Consider the following 17,354-nt stretch of genomic DNA (forward strand, 5'->3'; position numbering starts at 1 on the left):
GTCGTCCTCAGGGGTCTTGCGGTTGGCTCGGGCGGCAGGTGCGCCGCCCAAACCGATGCGATGGCGTGTACTTTGCCGCTTCGATCGAGCTGAGCATCGAGTCCAGCATTTCGGTGCCCTCGGCGCCGTAGCTTTCTTCGATCAAAGCACGCACGGCGGGTTGGGCTGCTTCGGCAAATTTCGCCTGCTCTTCGGGAGTGACAACGTTCACGTCGAGCTTGCCTTGCAGAGCGGGCAGACCCTTTTCCGAGGCTTCGATCACGCGGGACATGGAGCGGCCCGCATCTGTGGCCACATCCGCCGCCCACGAGATCAGGTACTGGTCTTCTTCGGACAGGGACTCGAGGAATTCCGCGTTCATGGTCCAGATGTAGGGCGTGATCAGGTGGTTGGTGATCGACAGGTATTGCTGCACTTCGTCAAACTTTGCAAAGGCGATGATCGGCACGGGGTTCATCTGGCCGTCGGCCACGCCGGTTTGCAGCGCGGTGTAAACCTCGGCCCACGGCAGGGCGGTCGGCTGGCCCCCAAGGCTTGAGATGATCGCCTCGTGGGTGGGTAGGGTCATGGTGCGGATGCGCTGACCGTCCATATCTTCGACCGAGGAAATCGGGCCTTTGGACGAGGTGAAGGCAAAGAAGCCGCCGGAGTCCAGCAGACCCAGCACTTTAAGGCCAGTTTTCTCTTCGAGGTCGGCCGAGAATTTTGCGCCAAACTCGCTGTCCATGTCGATCACTTCAGACGCAACACCGATGTTCGGGAAGGCAAAGGGAATGTCGAACACCCCAACCAGCGGGTAGTGCTGCGCCATGCCGCCCGACGACGAGATCACGGTTTCTACAAGGCCCGAACGCACCTGTTCGATGACTTCGTTGTCTTTGCCAAGCTGGCCGTTTGCGAACAGCTGTACTTCGATACGGCCGTTGGAGTTTGACTCCACAAGGCTCTTGAAGACTGCGGCCATCGCGCCCGAGTGGCTGGCAAAGGGGTCTTCGGGGTTCAGGTGCGCAAGGCGGATGGTGGTGTCCGCCGCATAGGCTTGGGCCGCGATGCAAAGGGCTGCAACAGCCGTGGCGGTAGCTTTCAAGAAGCGCATGGTAGTTTCCTTTCCTGTTGGGGTGCTGCCAGATTCACAGGCCTAGCAGTCGGGGGATGAAAAGCGTCAGGTCAGACCAGAAGGCGATCACCAGTAGGATGCCGACTTCGGCCAGAATGAAGGGCCAGAGCTCTTTGGTAATGCTCTCGACCTTTTCGCCGGTGACAGAGGCCAGCACGAAGAGGCAGGCCCCCACTGGTGGCGTCATGAGAGAGATATTGAGCGCGAGGATGATCATGATCCCTGCGTGCACCGGTTCCATCCCGATTTGGGCGGTCAACGGGGCCAAGACAGGGGCCAGAATGATGAGCGTTGCGTTGATGTCCATCACAAGGCCGATCACCAGCAAGAGCAGCAGGATCAGCGCAATGACAATTTGCGGGTTCTCCGAGACCGACAGCAGACCGGTCGCGATGGCTTGGGGGATGCGGTTGAACGTCATCCACCAGCCCAAGATGGTCGCCGACGCGATGATCAGGAAGATGACGCCAGTGATCCGGGTGGTCCGCACTGCGATCTCGTACAGGTCCTGCCATGTCAGGGCGCGGTAGATCACGCCACCGACGAACAGAGCATAAGCAACAGCGATCGCAGCCGCCTCGGTCGGGGTCGCGAACCCGCCAAGGATCGAACCAAGGATGAAGAGGGGCAGGAGAGCGGCGAGGAACCCTTCTCGCAGGGCTTTGATCACGATGCCAAAGCTGGGGCGGCCTTCGCCCTTGGGCAGGTTCTTCTTTTTCGCGTGCAGCGCAATGACCAGCATGCAGGTGCCGCAGATTAACAGTCCCGGCAGAATGCCCGCCGCGAACAGCCCTGCGATTGAGACGCCCATGATCGAGCCGTAGATGATGGCGAGGGTCGAGGGCGGGATGGTCGGGCCAATGATCGACCCGGCCGCAGTCACGGCCGCAGCATAGGGGCGTTTGTAACCAGCTTTTTCCATCGCGGGGACCAGCGTGTTGCCAAAGGCCGCAGCGTCTGCAGTTGCCGATCCGGTGATGCCGGCAAACATGACCGACGCGACCATGTTTGAATGCGCCATCCCGCCGCGCATCCAGCCGACCAAAGCATCCGCAAGCCGAACCAGTCCCAGAGTGATGCCCGAGCGGTTCATAATCTCGCCTGCCAAAATGAAGAACGGCATGGCGAGGAATGGGAACAGGTCGAGTCCCGCAAAGACCCGATCTGGTGCCATCTGCATAAAGCGCGGGCCCATGTCGAGGATGCCGATCATGCCGGACACCCCGATGGCAAAGCCGACCGGCATGCCCAAAGCCATGAGTCCGAAAAACGCGATTGCGACGAATAGAGCACCCATCAGTTGTTCTCCCGCAGGGCCATGGTGGCCTCGGACACACCGGTGGATGCCGGCGCCTCTTTGGCGAAAAAGTCGTGGATGCCTGTTAGGGCCAGTTGTGCGCAGGCCATCGCTGCGGCCAGGGGGACACCCATGAACGGGTAGCCCTTGGGAATGCCGTAGATCATGGTGAACCGGCTGAAGCCCTTGGCTGCGAAGCCGAGGCCGTACCAGAACAGCGCAAAGAAGAAGGCAAAGGCGATCACGTCAAAGGCCACCGCCAGCCAGCGCCGCACGGGGGCTGGCAGACGGCCAAAGACGAACTCGACCCCGATATGTTCGCGGTAGGCAATCCCAGAGGACACCGCCAAGAGCGCCATCCAGATCATCAAGTAGCGGGCCAATTCCTCGGTAAAGGTCAGGGGCAGGGGGATGACATAGCGGACCAATACGCCAAGCCAGACGTCCAGCACCAGCACCACCAGCAGGGCCACACACACACGTTCAACGAGCCAATTAACCTTGAGGCTCATACTCTTAGCCTTGGCGGACAGATTGGCCATTTGGCGAATCTCCTGCTGTGAAAACACTTGTTCTTTTAGTGAAAACGTATTTTCATATGATGTGAGAAGTAGAAAACGTGATTTCACGACAGGAGCGATGACGTATGCCCGAAAATGCAGCAGTTCTGGCGGGAAAGCCTATCGTTCAGAGAATTCACGAGTTCTATCCAAAGCTGCCAGAGGGCGAGCGTAAGGTGGCCGATGTGCTGCTGGCAGCGCCTGCGGATCTGGCCGTGCGCAATGCAATCGAATTGGCAACACAAGCCGAGGTCTCTAACGCCACAGTAACGCGGCTGTTTCGGCGGCTGGGCTACGCCAGCTTTGACGAGGCGCGGCAGGCCGCACGTGCAATGCGGGCCACGGGATCGCCCCTGTTTTCCGGCAAGGCAAGCAAACCGTTGGGGGACCCAATCTCTGAACTGGTGCACGAAGAGACCGTCGTGATCGAGGCGACGTTGTCGCGCGTCAATCCACTGGTGCTGCGCGCTATCGGGAGCGCCATACGAACAGCCCCGCGAATTCGCACCTTGGGCTATCGGAATAGCCATTTCCTGTCACAATACCTGACCGCGCAGATCGCGATGATGCGCCCCGGCGTGGCGCCGCTACTCATGCCTGGCCAGACCGAGAGCGAAGGCATCTCATCCTTGGGGCCGCAGGATTTGGCGATCGTTGTGGCGATGCGGCGGCGACCCGCAGGCTTTAACCGCATGGTCGAGGCGATTGCCACCCGTGGATGCAAAGTTCTGCTGCTGGCTGACGAGTCCATTCGCGGCGCACCGGCCCATGCAACATGGACGCTGGATTGCGTGGTAGAGACCCCTCAGTTTGCGGACAGTTACGTGGGGGCCTTGGCACTTTTGCGCATGATCGTGGTCGAGGCCGAGCGCGCTCTGGGCGCTGCAGGGCATCGCCACATGGAAGATGTCGAAGACCTACGCGAGCGTCTGGGCGAGCTAGAATAGGGGGAGCGTTAGGTCGCACGGGGCGGGCAGGCGTTGAGCTTCAGGAGTGGCGCGTTTCTATGCAGGTTGGGCTCTAGCTGCCTCGTTCTAGCGACTTATCTCTTTGTTCTCCGACCATTTGCATGCGCCCGTTGAACCAAACCCCTTAAATTGCGTTGTTTTCAGAACAAAGGCGCGGCCCGCGTCAAACAAGGCCCGCCCCAAGATTGAAACAAAGGACGCCACATGGCCGAACGAGAGCCGAGCGAGATGGGCCGAGATGCCGTGATCACCCGTGGTATTGTCACCGACAACCCCGAGGCCCTGCTGCGCGGTAGCGGAACACGTGCTGTTTGGGGCGTCCTCCGCGAGGCCGGTCTGCGATTGCTGAGCGACGATGCGTTCGGGCTGGCGGGAAACGTGGCCTTTCGCGTCCTTCTGGCGGTCTTTCCTTTCCTGATCTTTACGTCGTCGCTGACGGCCTTTGTCGGGACCCAAAGCATGGCCGACGACCTGATTGCCTTTCTCATCGCGATTGTGCCCTCGACGTTGATTGAACCCATTGTCTCGGAAGTGCGGCAGGTCATGACGGTCCAGCGCGGCGGTGTCTTGTCTGCTGGTATCTTGCTGACCGTCTGGTTTGCGATTGGCGGTGTCGACGGCGTGCGGGTGGGCCTGAATCGTGCCTATGGCGTCCGGGAAACGCGCGCGTGGTATGTCCTGTATCCTGTGATGGCATTGATGGTCGTGATTGCCAGTCTGGTGCTCGTCATGGTCGGGTACCTGCTCGTGATCGCACCAAGAGCCGGATCTTGGTTGCATATCCTGTTTCCGGGCTTTGATCCGGCCTCTGTCACGATTGGCTTCATCCGGTATCCTGCGGCGGCACTTATTCTGGTGTCTTCGCTTTTCTTGGCGCATGTGGTGCTGCCTGCGCGGCGCACGCGGTTTTCGTCGATCTACCCAGGAGTGCTGTTTACGGTCGGAGCTTGGCTCACGCTAACAGCGGCCTTTTCGTTCTATCTGGCGAATTTCGCGACGTATTCGAGCTACTACGGCGGTTTGGCTGGGATCGTTGCGGCGTTATATTTTTTGTATTTGGCGGCACTCGTGCTCATCTTTGGCGGAGAGATCAACCGCGCGCTCCGCATTCGTCGTTTGGCGCGGGCGATGCGCGGGGACGGATAGAGCCCTCAAAAATAGCAAAGGAACCGCCGATTGGTCGGCGGTTCCCTGTGTGATCAAAGCTAAACTCGGCGCGTTTAGTGCGGCTTAGCGTACCTCGCGAGCTCCGCTTCAACGGCTGGGTCGATCTCCAGATTATCGTCCACCCGCTCGCCTGTGTCGGGGTCCAAATAGGCCGCCATGTCGATCTGCCCCTCAGTCTTGGCGACGATTGTCGTGACGACAGCATCGCCCGAGATGTTCACAGCTGTACGGATCATATCCATCAGACGGTCGACGCCTAGGATCAGGGCAATGCCCTCTAGCGGCAGGCCGACTTGGCTCAGAACCATGGTCAGCATCACCAAACCAACACCTGGAACACCTGCAGTACCAATGGACGCGAGCACCGCCATTGCGATCACGGTCAGATAGCCGCCGAGCCCAAGATCAATGCCATAGACATTGGCGAGGAAAACGGTCGCGACACCCTGCATGATCGCGGTGCCATCCATATTGATCGTCGCGCCAAAGGGAACAGTGAACGAAGCCACCGAGTTGTTCACGCCCATCCGCTCGGTCACGCAGCGCAGGGTGACGGGGATGGTCGCGTTGGACGATGCGGTTGAGAAGGCGAAAATCTGCGCAGGGCGGATCTTCTTCAGAAAGATGATCGGGCTCAGGCCCGAAAAGACCTTGAGATACAACATCAGCGTGCCGAACAGGTGCAGCAGCAGCGCGGCGACCAGTACCAGCACATAGGTCAGCACGGGGATGAACAGCCCGATGCCTTGCTCTGTGAATGTCTTGCAGATCAGGCAGAAGACCCCGATCGGCGCAAAGGCCATCACGATCTGAACGACTTTCATCATCAGCTCGTTCATATATTCGCAGGCTTCGACAAAGGGTTTTGACCGCTCTCCCAGCATCAGCGCCGCCACGCCGAGGATGATGGTGTAAAAGATGATTTGCAGCATCTCTCCGCCTGCAAACGCGGCCACCGGATTGCGGGGCACGATTGCAGCAAACGTCTCCCAGACCGAAGGCGCCTCTCGCGCGGTTACGCCAGCGGTATCGACGCCCTCCATCACAAAGCCGTTTCCGGGGCCGACAACCAGCGCCATGACGATCGCGACGGCGATGGCCGTGGCAGTGGTCAGCAAGTACAGACCAAAGGACTTGCCGCCCACGCGCCCAAGAATGCGAATATCCCCGATGCCCGCGACTCCGCAGATCAAAGAGAAAAACACCAGCGGCACCACCAGCATCGACAGGGCGTTCACGAACATGCGCCCGATCATTCCCAAGAAGCCACTGACGAAATGCGTGTTAATCGCCTGAATCTGTAGCGCGTTCAGGATGACCCCGAGAAGGAATCCGGCCCCCATGCCAATCAGGACTTTTGTGGTCAGGGACATCCCCTTATCCCCTGTAGCTGTCTGGTTCATCGGAAACTCCCGCGCTGTGAAAACAAGTGCCAAGCGGCCCTTTGATTGAAGGGCAGAGTAGCAGCACACGCAAAAGGATCGAAGCTTCGCCGCCCTTGCGAACGCGCAACAACAGAATTGCGGTCCATTTAAGTGGCGATTTTGGCAGGGAAAGTCCCAGTTTGGTGGTTTACGATCTGGGATATGTGGGGTGTTGATGGACTTTCAGCAGACTGGGAAATCGCTGAAAATCCGGTTGTGTCACGTCAGTTGACATGCGCCCGATGCGCATCGACAATCTGCCTTGCCGTCGCGATCAAATCCCGCCGAGGTAAAATCCGATAGCTTCGGCCAGTTCGGTTTCCTCGTATCCGAAATGAGAGCGCACAATCTCTTCGAGCTTGCGATAGGTCGCGGCGGCTTGGTGGAAATTGTCGTCGCTTGGATCTTCGATCAGAGCGTCCGCCGCGTTATCAAGTCGAACGATAAGCTCGTGCACCACCTCGTGCTCTGCCATGAGCTTGGCCACGACCTGTTTGAACATACCACCGCCCGCAGCTTGGATGCGCGGAAACATGTCCGCGCCTTCGATGTCGTGATGGAATTTTAAAACTTGGCATTCGCGGCCGCACAAGGAGCCGAATGCGCGGAAATTGTCAGCCATTTCAAGGTTTAGCACGATTTTCTTGAGGTGCTTTGGCGGGGAGTCTCCCGCTTCGATACGCTCTAGTACTGCGCCGATCTGGGCCATCTCCATCAGATAGTGCCGATGAATTGCCGCCAGTTGGCGTCCTTGGCGGCGGTGCATATCGGTCGCGCCGGAAACCTTGGGGGCTTTGGGACGCGCGGCCTCGTTCAGCGAGAGGTCATCCAGAGATTGGTTCGAAAGATCAGTCATGCCGAGTAAGAAAGCCTTTGCGCGGGGTAAGTCAAGAACCGCGCCCTGCCGAAGCCGCCGGCATCCCAAAAATTCAGTGCTTGGCCTCAAACTACATAGATATCCGGCTTTTCTCGCCCTAGGGCTTTGTTTGGTCCTGCTGCGGCTTGCTTTGTGCGCGCTCCGCCGCAAATGACAGAGAGATCAGTGCACTGTAGGTGCCTGTGCCATTGTTTCGACAGAGGTCGGCATTGGGCGAGTCAAAAGGTCAAAGTTAGTCGGGTATGGGTAGAGATATGGTGGAGACGCGGATCGCAGTTGTCGGGATGGGACCGCGCAGCCTTGGTGCTTTGGAGGCGCTCGCGGCGCGGCTGGGCAACGACGCGGCGCCCCTGTCGGTGGATTGCTATGATCCCTTTCCAGCCTGCGGTGCCGGACCTAATTTTGACCCCGAGGAATTGGATCTGTGCCGCTTGAATATCCCGATGCGGGATATCGATATTCGTCCGCCAGAGTTCACAGGGTGCAGCACTTTTGCGGAGTGGTTGGCAGACACGCCGCACCCGGATGTCTTTCCAGCCCGAGCAGATTTGGGGCGTTACCTTGAGGCCCGCTATAACGCGCTGCGCAGATCAGGGCGACTCGCGATCACCCATTTGCCCACGATTGCGACCGAGCTGAAGCAAGAGGGGGACCTTTGGATGCTGCGCGCCGACGACGCATGGCATGGGCCCTACACCGAAGTGCTTTTGTCCGTTGGGCAGCCGCAAGTGCAACCGGATGAGCAGCTTGCAGAATGGCAGCAGCATGCCAGTGCGGAGGGCCGCACAGTGGCCCAAGCCTACCCTGCAAGACGGCTCGCCGAGGAAGCTGCTGGATGGACGGGCCGCACAGTGGCGATCCGCGGGCTTGCACTTTCGGCGTTCGATGTGCTGCGTGTTCTGACGACGGCCCAAGGCGGTCGTTTCGAAGAAGGACAGTACATTGCCTCGGGCCAAGAGCCTGCGCAGATTGTGCCGTTTTCTTTGGACGGTCTGCCTCCGTTTCCCAAGCCTGAGACAGAGGCTTTGGACGCAAGGTTTAACCTAAGCGCGGCAGAGACAGAGCTCTTCTCCACGAACATCCAAGCGGCTGCGATTGCCAACCCCGAGCAGGCGCGGACACTCTTGACCGAAGCGCTCGTATCGCCTGTGATCCGTATCCTGACCGAGTTCGGTGCAGAAACCGATTTCTCTGCAGTTTTCGCGTGGCTTGAAACCGAATTTTCCGACCCTGGAACACAGGAAACAGAAGGGCCGGTCGAGACCCTGAAAACTGGAATTGCGATGGCCGAAGGGGCGGCCACGCCCTCGGTCGGGTACACAGTTGGGCAAGTCTGGCGCAAATGGCAGGATCAGTTACGCAGCGGCTATAATCCCGCAAAGACCCAGCCAGACACAGCTGACCTGATTGTCGCGTTTGACGAGGGCCTAAAGCGGTATTCCTACGGCCCGCCGGTATCTTCTAGCCGCGAGCTTGCAGCGCTGATCGAAGCGGGCATCGTGACATTGGACCATGCCGCCGATCCCGATATCGCGCTGACAGAAGGCGGATGGACGCTGACTTCGGACCAAGGTTCGGTCGAAGCAGATGTTATGATCGACGCCGTCATCGCCTCGCCTGACCTGTCGATTTTACGCTCCTCGTTGCTGAATGGCCTGGTTGACGAAGGCAAGCTTTGCCCGATCAGTGAGAGCCTTGCGGCTGAAACTGCTGCAGATGCGCAGATTATCGCGCAGGACGGTACGCGGTCGCCTGGCCTTTGCCTACTTGGACGTTTGGCCTTGGGCAGTGTCGTTGCCGCAGACTCTTTGCATGACTGTTTCGGCGCGGCATCGCACCGTTGGGCGCAGGATGTGGTAGAGCGAATGGAAGGTAAGGTCGAAACGTAACGCGGGTGATCCATCGCGGCTCAGTCGTGGAAGTGCCTACCTGCGCGAATTTTGCCGGCGCCGCACACCACGCCACGGTTTCACCTGCCAGACGGTCCAAATCAAAGCGCAGAGCACTGCCGCACACAGCGCCGCCTTGGAAAGGGCGCCCATGGTACCCTCGATCAGCATTGCGTGGGACACGCTCGCAGCGACAATGGCCGAGGCTGCGAACACGTGGGAGAAGCGCCAAACTTGCGGACGGAGCCAGCGCTTTTTCCGGATCGCGGCAAGAAGCGCGGCGGCGAGCAGTGCCCACATCCCCACAACGCCGAAAACAGAGAAAAGCGTAGGCGCGCGAAAGGTCAGAGCGTCGATCATATCCGGCGGGCTCGTGATCCAAAGCCCAACCACATGCGCCGCGATTGCCAGCAGGAGGACGAGGCCGGACCACCGGTGAACCACGCGGCCCAACTGGATCGGAAGACGCGGAAGTAACCCCGCCGCAAGCAAAGGCTGGACCAAGAGCACGGCCAGCGCGACGATCCCTGCAAAGCCCGCCGCAATGTAGATAGGGCCGCGATATTGTAGATACTCACTGTTTGCGGCCACAGCGATTGGGATCATGATCAGAGTGGCAAGCCCGCCCCAAGCGATGACTGCGCGCAAGTGCTTCAAAGTCACGCCGGTTGCAGGACAAAATGCGCAGCAAGGCTCGCGTCCCGCGCACTATCCATGACAGGACGCAAGAAGACGGTTTCAAAGGCGCCGCTGTCGTAGGCAAGGTGTCCATGGGGCTGACCAAAGGCTGGAACGATCTGGGGCATCTCCAACTCGAACACGCCATCGGCATTTGTCAGGGTCGCACCATGGCTTCGTGCGTCGCGCTCGCGGCCCTCGGTGGTGTGCGCCCAAATCTGGATGCGGACCCCTTCGAGAGGGGCGCCGTCACCCGCACGGCGCACGGTCCCATGCATCAGAAAGCCGCCACCACCGATCCGGTCAACAATGGGCGCACCGGGGCGGTAGTTGTTTGCACCACCGCGCATCGACGTTGTGGGTTGCAAGCCTTGCGCGCGGGCAGGGACGGTCAGCCCGCTCTTCGCGGTGAGAAGAGACGCCGCGCCTGCAAGCATCAGGGTACGGCGGCCAAGACGGGAGTGTGACATGTGTGAGCCTTCCTCTTCAGAGTGGATGCTTTGAGAGAGCCTAGCGCAAAATTGGCGGTGGTGGAGCCAACGGCGCGCCACCGCACAGCCTTGTGACCGCATGCGCGCCGCACCAGTTTGCGACATCGCGTGCGCCATTGTGTCGTAAAACTCCCTTCGCCTTTGCGGACAAAAAGCTAAATCAGGCAGGCGTGCGGGCGTATAGTTCATGCACCGCACCAATTAGACCGCCAGAATGAAAGCCCAGCGCCTGTGAAGAAATCTACCCTTGATGCGACGGATATCCGCATCCTCAGCGCCATTCAGAACTATGGCCAACTGAGCAAGACGCGCCTGTCCGAGATCGTCAACATCTCGGCCACGCCGTGCTGGTCGCGTCTGGACCGGCTCAAGGCGGCGGGATTCATCACGGGGTATCATGCCAACATTGCGTTGGACCGGCTGTGCGATTTTACTCAGGTGATGGTGACCGTGTCCCTGACACACCACCGCCGCACGGACTTTGACCGTTTCGAGGCATGGGTCGCGCTGCAAGACGATATCGTCGAATGCGTCGCGACAGGGGGCGGCATGGACTACGTGATGAAGACGATCTGCCCGACGCTGGCAGGCTTCCAAGCGCTGATGCAGGACATGCTGGATGCCGAGCTCGGGGTGGATCGCTACATGACCTACATCGCGACTCGCGTGGTCAAATCCAGCCGTCCGAATATAGCCAAACTGGCGGGCGCTGGACAGCGCGCCTGAACAGTCTGACCGAGGCCAAATTTTCAGTCCGAACAGTCCATGCTGTGCCAGATTTTTAGTCCACACCGAAACCTTTTCGCTGCGTAAATATCCGCCACCAGAAACCAATTCCCGGGCAGAAATCCGGTGACTTTCAAGGGCGCATATCATGGCTGCAGACGACTTCGGCTTTGGCACACAGATCCGCAAATCCCCCTATTTCGACGCGACGGTGCGCTGGGGCGCTCAGGGATTTTCTGTGTACAATCATATGTATATCCCGCGCGACTTTGGCGATCCCGAACATAACTTCTGGAACCTCGTGAACGAGGCGATCCTGTGTGATGTCGGTGTTGAACGTCAGGTCGAGATCACCGGCCCCGACGCGGCCAAATTCGTCCAAATGCTGACCCCGCGCGACCTGTCCAAGATGGCGGTTGGTCAGTGCAAATATATCCTGATCACGAACGCGGCGGGCGGCATTCTGAACGACCCGATCCTGCTGCGCCTGGCCGAAAACCACTTCTGGATTTCGCTGGCGGACAGCGACATCCTGCTGTGGGCGCAGGGCGTGGCCATCAACTCTGGTCTGGATGTTCAGATCGGCGAGCCCGACGTCTCACCGCTGCAGCTGCAGGGCCCAAAATCGGGCGAGATCATGCGCGCTCTGTTCGGTGACGAGATTATGGACCTGAAATACTACTGGCTGCGTGAAGTCGAGTTGGACGGCATTCCGCTGATCGTGTCGCGCACCGGTTGGTCCAGTGAGTTGGGCTACGAACTGTATCTGCGCGACAGTGCCCATGGCGACTCCCTGTGGGAGCGGATCATGGCGACCGGGATGGAGTTCGGGCTAAAGCCCGGCCACACCTCGTCCATTCGCCGGATCGAAGGGGGTATGCTGTCCTACCATGCGGACGCCGACATCCACACAAACCCCTACGAATTGGGGCTGGACCGCCTGGTCAATCTGGACATGGAGGCAGACTTTATCGGCAAGGCCGCTCTGCGCCGCATCCGCGACGAAGGCGTCACGCGAAAGCAGGTGGGGCTGATCATCGAGGCTGATCCTCTGAAGGGCCCGAACACCACTTTCTGGGCGGTTCAGAACGGCGGTGAAGATGTGGGTAAAGTGACCTCGGCGGTCTACTCGCCGCGTCTTGAACGGAACATCGCGCTGGCCATGGTCTCGGTAGAGCATGCGCATCTTGGGATGCAGCTGGACGTGGTTCTGCCCTCGGGGCCTGCGGTTGCGACTGTGGTAGAGCGTCCGTTCTTTGACCCAAAGAAATCCCTGGCTGCGGCCTAAGGGACGGCACATGTCGAACCTTGCGATCGATTTGTACTGGCAGCGGGGCGAGAGTGCCTTGCTGCTGGGCCAGTATTCAGCCGCGCATCAGGGCAGCTTTCGCCCGCGCCTTGAACTGGACTTGGACGCCGTCCCCGATTGGGGCGGTGATCCCGATTGCGCCAACCCGGAACAGGCACTGGCGGCGGCTCCTTCGAGTTGCCACGAGATACCCATTCTCGCGCTTGCAGCCTACGCAGGTTGTCCCGTGGCAAGCTTTTCTGTGTCCGAGGCGGAGCTGACGCAGATGCAGGGCCGCGTGCACCAATATTGCTCTGTCGCCAATGCCTTGGCCGACACTTCTACCATTAACATTCACTGAGGGCCTATGACCGATATTCTGTTGCGCGATCTGGACACGGACGGTGTTTTGCGCCTGACCTTGAATGCCCCAAGCAGCCGTAATGCGCTGTCCGAAGCGATGCTGACCGCGCTGGGTCAGGCCTTCGCCGAGGCGGGCGCGGACCCGCTAGTGCGCGTCGTCGTGCTGGCTGCAAACGGCCCTGCCTTTTGCGCTGGCCATGATCTGAAAGAGATGACCACCGGACGCGCTGAAGCGGACAAGGGGCGCGCCTATTTCACCCGCATCCTGACCTTGTGCTCGACCGTGATGCAGGGGATTGTCGCGTGTCCCAAGCCCGTCATCGCTGAGGTCACAGGAATCGCGACCGCCGCTGGATGCCAGTTGGTCGCCAGTTGCGATCTGGCGATTGCTGCGGACACAGCGCGTTTCAGCACGCCGGGCGTGCACATCGGACTGTTTTGTTCGACCCCGATGGTGGCCTTGTCCCGCAATGTGGCGAACAAGCACGCTATGGAAATGCTGCTGACGGGCGACATGACTTCCGCTGACAGAGCCGCAGAGATCGGCCTTGTGAATCGGAGCGTCGCCGCCGAAAATGTCACGTCCGAGGTCATGGCGCTAGCGCGCAAGATCGCCTCCAAATCCGTAATGACCTTGGCCACGGGCAAAAGCGCCTTCTACGCACAGCGCGAGATGTCGCTGGAAGCGGCGTACGCCTATGCCAGCCAAGTGATGGTCGACAACATGCTCGCCCGCGATGCGGAAGAGGGCATCGACGCCTTTATTCAGAAACGTGACCCGATTTGGCAGGACGCCTGATGAGCAATTTATATAACATCGGTCTCGACCGTAATCCGGCGAACTACCAACCCTTGACCCCGATCGGGTTTCTGGAACGTTCCGCGCAGGCATTTCCCGGCCATACAGCCATCGTTCATGGCGGGCTGCGGCGCAGCTATGGGGCGTTTTATGACCGGTCGCGGCAGCTTGCGTCGGCTCTGGCGCAGTGGGGGATCGCACGGGGCCAGACGGTCTCGGTCTTGTTGGCGAACACGCCCGCTATGCTCGAATGCCATTACGGTGTGCCCATGTGTGGTGCGGTTTTACATGCGATCAATACGCGGCTTGACGCAGCCATCATTGCCTTCCAACTGGATCACGCGCTGTCGCGGCTGGTCATCGTGGACGCTGAATTTCTACCGCTGCTGCAAGACGTGCTTGCCCTGTGCAAAACGCCCCCTGCGGTGATCGTTTATGACGATCCGGAGTTCGATGGCCCGCGCGTGACCACCGATGCCCCTGATTACGAGGCGTTTCTGACTGCTGGGAATCCTGAGTTCGCATGGCTTCAGCCGCAAGACGAATGGGACGCGATCGCGATCAGCTACACCTCTGGCACCACAGGCGATCCAAAGGGCGTCGTGACCCATCATCGCGGGGCCTATCTGCTGGCACAAGGCAACGCGCTGACGGCGTCCATGGCCAAGCATGCGGTGTACCTGTGGACGTTGCCGATGTTCCACTGCAACGGCTGGTGCTTTCCGTGGACCCTGTCTGCGATCGTCGGCACCCACGTCTGTCTGCGGCAAGTCCGGGCAGAGCCGATCTGGCAGGCCTTGGGGAACGAAGGTGTCACCCATCTGTGCGGCGCGCCCATCGTGATGTCCCTGATGATCCAAGCACCCGAAACGGTGAAGTGCCCGCTGGATACGCCAGTGCAGTTCTTTACCGCCGCCGCGCCGCCGCCCGAAAAGCTGCTGGCGGAGATGAAAGAAGCCGGTTTCGATGTCACGCACTTGTACGGCCTAACCGAAACCTATGGTCCTGCTGTGGTCAACGATTGGCACGTAGACTGGTCCGATTTGCCCCCCGAAGAGCAAGCAAGGCTGAAGGCGCGCCAAGGGGTGCGTTACCTGCCGCTCGAAGGTCTGGACGTGCTCGACCCAGAGACGATGCAGCCTGTTCCCCGCGACGGCAAGACCATCGGTGAGGTGATGTTCCGCGGCAATGTTGTGATGAAGGGCTACTTCCGCAATCCTGCTGCCACGGCAGAGGCCTTTGCTGGCGGGTGGTTTCATTCTGGCGATCTGGGTGTGATTTATCCTGATGGGTATATTCAGCTCAAGGATCGCTCCAAGGATGTCATCATCTCGGGTGGCGAGAATATCTCGTCCATCGAGATTGAGGAGGTGTTGTACCGCCATCCGGCCGTTGCTGTGACGGCCGTTGTCGCCATGCCCCACGACAAATGGGGGGAAACGCCCTGCGCTTATGTCGAACTGGCCGAAGGGCAAGAGGCCAGCGCAGAGGCCCTGCGGGCGTGGTGCCGCGAGCATTTGGCGCATTACAAGGTGCCGGGCCGCTTCGTGTTTGGGGTGATCCCGCGCACCTCGACCGGCAAGATCCAGAAATTTGCGCTTCGCAATCAGTTGCGCGCAACCGAAGATGCTTGACCCGTCCGGCGGCAGTTGCCGCGAGTACAAGGTCTGAGCCGCTCTGGCACCGCTCCAAATCATTGGAGCGGTGTTTCATTTGGCGGGTCAGGTCCGGATCACGAAGCCACGGGCGATATGGTTTCGGACAAACCAGATCATTGCCATGCCGGGGATCAGGGACATAACGGTCATTGCCATCACCAGCCCCATATCGGTCTGAAATCCATACAGCGCGTTGATGGCCATGGTAATTGGCTTGCCCGCTGTCACGGTCAGAATGCGGGCCAGAACGACCTCGACCCACGAAAACACAAAGCAGAAAAAGACGGTCACGCCGATCCCAGGCGCGATCACGGGGATCAGACGCTTGAAGAAAAAGCTGGGTATAGAGTGCCCATCGATAAAGCAGGTTTCGTCATATTCGCGGGGCACAGCGGCGATAAAACTTTCCAAGATCCAGATCGCGATGGGCAGGTTAAACGCACAGTGCACCAGTGCGATACCGACCGGCGTGTTCACCAGTCCGACATTCGCGAACAGGAAAAAGACGGGCAGGGACAGGACCACGGGCGGCGTCAGGCGAAAGGCCAGAAGCGCGAACAGCACGTGCCGGTCCCCCGTGAACCGGTATCTGGCAAAGGCATAGGCAGCAGGCAATCCGGCGGCCAGACACAGCCCGATATTCAGGGTCACATAGGTCAGCGAATTCAGGATCGAAGTCCGCAAATCGGGCCGCGCAAAGACTTCTGCGTAGTTCAGCAGAGTGGCTTCCCCGGTCACATGACCCTCGCGGGGGAGGGTGAGGGTGAAACTCAGCAGCACCGTCTGCACGAACGGCAGTAAGACAAAGAGCGCAAGCGCGCCAAACACGATCACCCGCAGGCTAAGGCTCCCAATGCTCATCGCGCTTGTCCGTTCGATCGAATGCGGATGAAGGCCCACGCCACCGTCAGCACGATCAGAAAGTCCAGCATCGCACGCGCCGCAGCGCGGCCGTAGGTGTAGCTGTTGATGTCCGCTGCAAGCTCCAGCGACAAGAAGGTCGTCGCGTTGTGTGGCCCGCCCGCGTTGATCGCGAAGGCCTCGGTGTAGATCATGAAGCTGTCGACAAACCGCAAAAGCAAGACAATCGACAAGGCCCCCGTGATGCGTGGCAGTTCGATACAACGGAAGACTGCCAGCCGAGAGGCGCCGTCGATTGCTGCGGCTTGGCGGTATGGATCAGGGATTGCAGAGACGCCCGCATAGGCCAGAATGACGACGAGCCCCAGCCAGTGCCACGTGTCGGCCAGCACAATCAGAATCCACGTATGAAGCGCCGTGAATTTATAGTCGAACACGATCCCCATCGCGGTCATCGCGCGGCCTGCCAAACCAGTTGCGGGGTCGATCAGAGACAGCCACATGCCGGCGATCATGTTCCACGGCACCACCAAAGGCAGCGCGACCAGCATGAGCACCGGCACGGCAAACCGCCCCATCCGCAGCATCAACAGCGCCAGCCAGACACCAAGTGGCACCTGAATGGACAAGACAATCGCCGAGAACAGCGCGCTGCGTCCCAGACTGCCCCAGAACTTAGGGTCTGCGGTAATCTCTTGGTACCACTCAAGGCCGATCCAGTAGGCTTGATCAATGGTGAAGATGTCGTGAAAAGAGAAATTGAAGACAGCCACCAGCGGGATGACCGCAACAAAGCCCATCAGAGCCAGCGCTGGCATCAAGAGCAGCCAAGCGCTGTTCGAATGCGGATTGTTCATAAGGCTCCTCTCGGGCCGAGACAGGAAACTCGGGCTGCACAATCAACGCGTTAGCACTGGTGGCTGTCAAGGGCGGCTTGGCAACAACGATGTTGCGCGTATGGGGGCTCTAGGTGGGCAGCTGTGACGACCATAAACCCGCCCGACGCCATCACACTAAAATGAAGTAGGGGAACGATCTGCGCGCGCGCTGGTTGAGGGGGGCATAGGCGCTGGCTTTGAGCGGCGTCCATCCAACCAAGGCGAGATCGGGATTAATGAGAGAGACCAATAACTGCGTGCCGCATTGCGGCATAGTTCAGCCCTCCGCCCCTCTTAGGTCTTTTGCCATCGC

The 17,354-nt window shown here is 59.6% G+C and carries 17 protein-coding genes; 8 read left to right on the forward strand and 9 right to left on the reverse strand.

Annotated elements, in window-relative coordinates; translation table 11 throughout:
- Positions 1–7: 7 nt before the first annotated feature.
- Genes BM225_RS09795 through BM225_RS09805 form a run of 3 tightly spaced genes read right to left on the reverse strand, consistent with a single transcriptional unit; the run spans position 8 to position 2,956 of the window.
- On the reverse strand, positions 8–1,096 hold the full coding sequence (locus BM225_RS09795; protein WP_072706793.1) for a TRAP transporter substrate-binding protein: 1,089 nt from the start codon (positions 1,094–1,096) through the stop codon (positions 8–10).
- Between the two features lie 34 nt (positions 1,097–1,130).
- Positions 1,131–2,414 carry a TRAP transporter large permease gene (locus BM225_RS09800; RefSeq protein WP_072706792.1) on the reverse strand — a complete coding sequence of 428 codons (1,284 nt, stop codon included), beginning with the start codon at positions 2,412–2,414 and terminating at the stop codon, positions 1,131–1,133.
- Entirely contained in the window at positions 2,414–2,956 is a 543-nt protein-coding gene (locus BM225_RS09805) for a TRAP transporter small permease (RefSeq protein ID WP_072706791.1), read from the reverse strand. The genes BM225_RS09800 and BM225_RS09805 overlap by 1 nt, the downstream gene beginning before the upstream one ends.
- Positions 2,957–3,060: 104 nt before the next feature.
- On the opposite strand from BM225_RS09805, the gene BM225_RS09810 reads away from it, so the two are divergent.
- Both BM225_RS09810 and BM225_RS09815 read left to right on the forward strand, forming a co-directional pair.
- Entirely contained in the window at positions 3,061–3,921 is an 861-nt protein-coding gene (locus BM225_RS09810; RefSeq protein WP_072706790.1) for a MurR/RpiR family transcriptional regulator, read from the forward strand.
- 225 nt (positions 3,922–4,146) lie between these two features.
- Positions 4,147–5,088: a YihY/virulence factor BrkB family protein gene (locus BM225_RS09815; RefSeq protein WP_072706789.1), complete on the forward strand. Its 942-nt coding sequence runs from the start codon at positions 4,147–4,149 to the stop codon at positions 5,086–5,088.
- A 74-nt stretch (positions 5,089–5,162) separates the two neighbouring features.
- On the opposite strand, the gene BM225_RS09820 is transcribed toward BM225_RS09815, so the two are convergent.
- Both BM225_RS09820 and BM225_RS09825 read right to left on the reverse strand, forming a co-directional pair.
- Complete coding sequence (locus BM225_RS09820) at positions 5,163–6,512, reverse strand: dicarboxylate/amino acid:cation symporter (protein ID WP_072706788.1); 1,350 nt, start codon at positions 6,510–6,512, stop codon at positions 5,163–5,165.
- Positions 6,513–6,807: 295 nt separating this feature from the next.
- Positions 6,808–7,389, reverse strand: a complete 582-nt coding sequence (locus BM225_RS09825; RefSeq protein WP_072706787.1) for a hemerythrin domain-containing protein — start codon at positions 7,387–7,389, stop codon at positions 6,808–6,810.
- A 275-nt stretch (positions 7,390–7,664) separates the two neighbouring features.
- On the opposite strand from BM225_RS09825, the gene BM225_RS09830 reads away from it, so the two are divergent.
- Positions 7,665–9,299, forward strand: a complete 1,635-nt coding sequence (locus BM225_RS09830; protein ID WP_177218597.1) for an FAD/NAD(P)-binding protein — start codon at positions 7,665–7,667, stop codon at positions 9,297–9,299.
- A gap of 36 nt (positions 9,300–9,335) precedes the next feature.
- On the opposite strand, the gene BM225_RS09835 is transcribed toward BM225_RS09830, so the two are convergent.
- Positions 9,336–9,962 carry a ferric reductase-like transmembrane domain-containing protein gene (locus BM225_RS09835; RefSeq protein ID WP_338060990.1) on the reverse strand — a complete coding sequence of 209 codons (627 nt, stop codon included), beginning with the start codon at positions 9,960–9,962 and terminating at the stop codon, positions 9,336–9,338.
- On the reverse strand, positions 9,959–10,447 hold the full coding sequence (locus BM225_RS09840) for a peptidase associated/transthyretin-like domain-containing protein (RefSeq protein ID WP_072706785.1): 489 nt from the start codon (positions 10,445–10,447) through the stop codon (positions 9,959–9,961). Before BM225_RS09840 ends, BM225_RS09835 begins: the two co-directional genes overlap by 4 nt.
- A gap of 252 nt (positions 10,448–10,699) precedes the next feature.
- Between BM225_RS09840 and BM225_RS09845 the strand changes: the two genes are divergently transcribed.
- The 5 genes from BM225_RS09845 to BM225_RS09865 all read left to right on the forward strand — a co-directional run bounded on the left by BM225_RS09845 (position 10,700) and on the right by BM225_RS09865 (position 15,278).
- Positions 10,700–11,194: an Lrp/AsnC family transcriptional regulator gene (locus BM225_RS09845; protein ID WP_072706784.1), complete on the forward strand. Its 495-nt coding sequence runs from the start codon at positions 10,700–10,702 to the stop codon at positions 11,192–11,194.
- A gap of 145 nt (positions 11,195–11,339) precedes the next feature.
- Positions 11,340–12,482 (forward strand): glycine cleavage T C-terminal barrel domain-containing protein, encoded by a 1,143-nt coding sequence (locus BM225_RS09850; protein ID WP_092464224.1) that lies wholly within the window; start codon positions 11,340–11,342, stop codon positions 12,480–12,482.
- Between the two features lie 10 nt (positions 12,483–12,492).
- On the forward strand, positions 12,493–12,843 hold the full coding sequence (locus tag BM225_RS09855; RefSeq protein ID WP_072706782.1) for an OsmC family protein: 351 nt from the start codon (positions 12,493–12,495) through the stop codon (positions 12,841–12,843).
- A 6-nt stretch (positions 12,844–12,849) separates the two neighbouring features.
- The gene (locus BM225_RS09860; RefSeq protein ID WP_092464226.1) at positions 12,850–13,644 is read left to right on the forward strand and encodes an enoyl-CoA hydratase; all 795 of its coding nucleotides are present in this window, start codon (positions 12,850–12,852) and stop codon (positions 13,642–13,644) included.
- Complete coding sequence (locus tag BM225_RS09865; RefSeq protein WP_092464228.1) at positions 13,644–15,278, forward strand: acyl-CoA synthetase; 1,635 nt, start codon at positions 13,644–13,646, stop codon at positions 15,276–15,278. Before BM225_RS09860 ends, BM225_RS09865 begins: the two co-directional genes overlap by 1 nt.
- An 87-nt stretch (positions 15,279–15,365) precedes the next feature.
- On the opposite strand, the gene BM225_RS09870 is transcribed toward BM225_RS09865, so the two are convergent.
- The gene (locus tag BM225_RS09870; RefSeq protein WP_072706780.1) at positions 15,366–16,163 is read right to left on the reverse strand and encodes a carbohydrate ABC transporter permease; all 798 of its coding nucleotides are present in this window, start codon (positions 16,161–16,163) and stop codon (positions 15,366–15,368) included.
- A complete protein-coding gene (locus tag BM225_RS09875; RefSeq protein ID WP_072706779.1) occupies positions 16,160–17,020 on the reverse strand; it encodes a carbohydrate ABC transporter permease in 861 nt (286 codons plus the stop codon). The genes BM225_RS09870 and BM225_RS09875 overlap by 4 nt, the downstream gene beginning before the upstream one ends.
- Positions 17,021–17,354: the final 334 nt, after the last annotated feature.

This window comes from Donghicola eburneus (assembly GCF_900115865.1).
GTDB classification, from domain to species: domain Bacteria; phylum Pseudomonadota; class Alphaproteobacteria; order Rhodobacterales; family Rhodobacteraceae; genus Donghicola; species Donghicola eburneus.

Excerpts from the sequence above, each read along its gene's own strand:
- BM225_RS09795 (WP_072706793.1), bottom strand. The coding sequence starts at position 1,096 with ATGCGCTTCTTGAAAGCTACCGCCACGGCTGTTGCAGCCCTTTGCATC.
- BM225_RS09870 (WP_072706780.1), bottom strand. The coding sequence starts at position 16,163 with ATGAGCATTGGGAGCCTTAGCCTGCGGGTGATCGTGTTTGGCGCGCTT.
- BM225_RS09830 (WP_177218597.1), top strand. The coding sequence starts at position 7,665 with ATGGTGGAGACGCGGATCGCAGTTGTCGGGATGGGACCGCGCAGCCTT.
- BM225_RS09800 (WP_072706792.1), bottom strand. The coding sequence starts at position 2,414 with ATGGGTGCTCTATTCGTCGCAATCGCGTTTTTCGGACTCATGGCTTTG.
- BM225_RS09815 (WP_072706789.1), top strand. The coding sequence starts at position 4,147 with ATGGCCGAACGAGAGCCGAGCGAGATGGGCCGAGATGCCGTGATCACC.
- BM225_RS09840 (WP_072706785.1), bottom strand. The coding sequence starts at position 10,447 with ATGTCACACTCCCGTCTTGGCCGCCGTACCCTGATGCTTGCAGGCGCG.
- BM225_RS09860 (WP_092464226.1), top strand. The coding sequence starts at position 12,850 with ATGACCGATATTCTGTTGCGCGATCTGGACACGGACGGTGTTTTGCGC.
- BM225_RS09825 (WP_072706787.1), bottom strand. The coding sequence starts at position 7,389 with ATGACTGATCTTTCGAACCAATCTCTGGATGACCTCTCGCTGAACGAG.
- BM225_RS09865 (WP_092464228.1), top strand. The coding sequence starts at position 13,644 with ATGAGCAATTTATATAACATCGGTCTCGACCGTAATCCGGCGAACTAC.
- BM225_RS09855 (WP_072706782.1), top strand. The coding sequence starts at position 12,493 with ATGTCGAACCTTGCGATCGATTTGTACTGGCAGCGGGGCGAGAGTGCC.
- BM225_RS09810 (WP_072706790.1), top strand. The coding sequence starts at position 3,061 with ATGCCCGAAAATGCAGCAGTTCTGGCGGGAAAGCCTATCGTTCAGAGA.
- BM225_RS09875 (WP_072706779.1), bottom strand. The coding sequence starts at position 17,020 with ATGAACAATCCGCATTCGAACAGCGCTTGGCTGCTCTTGATGCCAGCG.
- BM225_RS09820 (WP_072706788.1), bottom strand. The coding sequence starts at position 6,512 with ATGAACCAGACAGCTACAGGGGATAAGGGGATGTCCCTGACCACAAAA.
- BM225_RS09805 (WP_072706791.1), bottom strand. The coding sequence starts at position 2,956 with ATGGCCAATCTGTCCGCCAAGGCTAAGAGTATGAGCCTCAAGGTTAAT.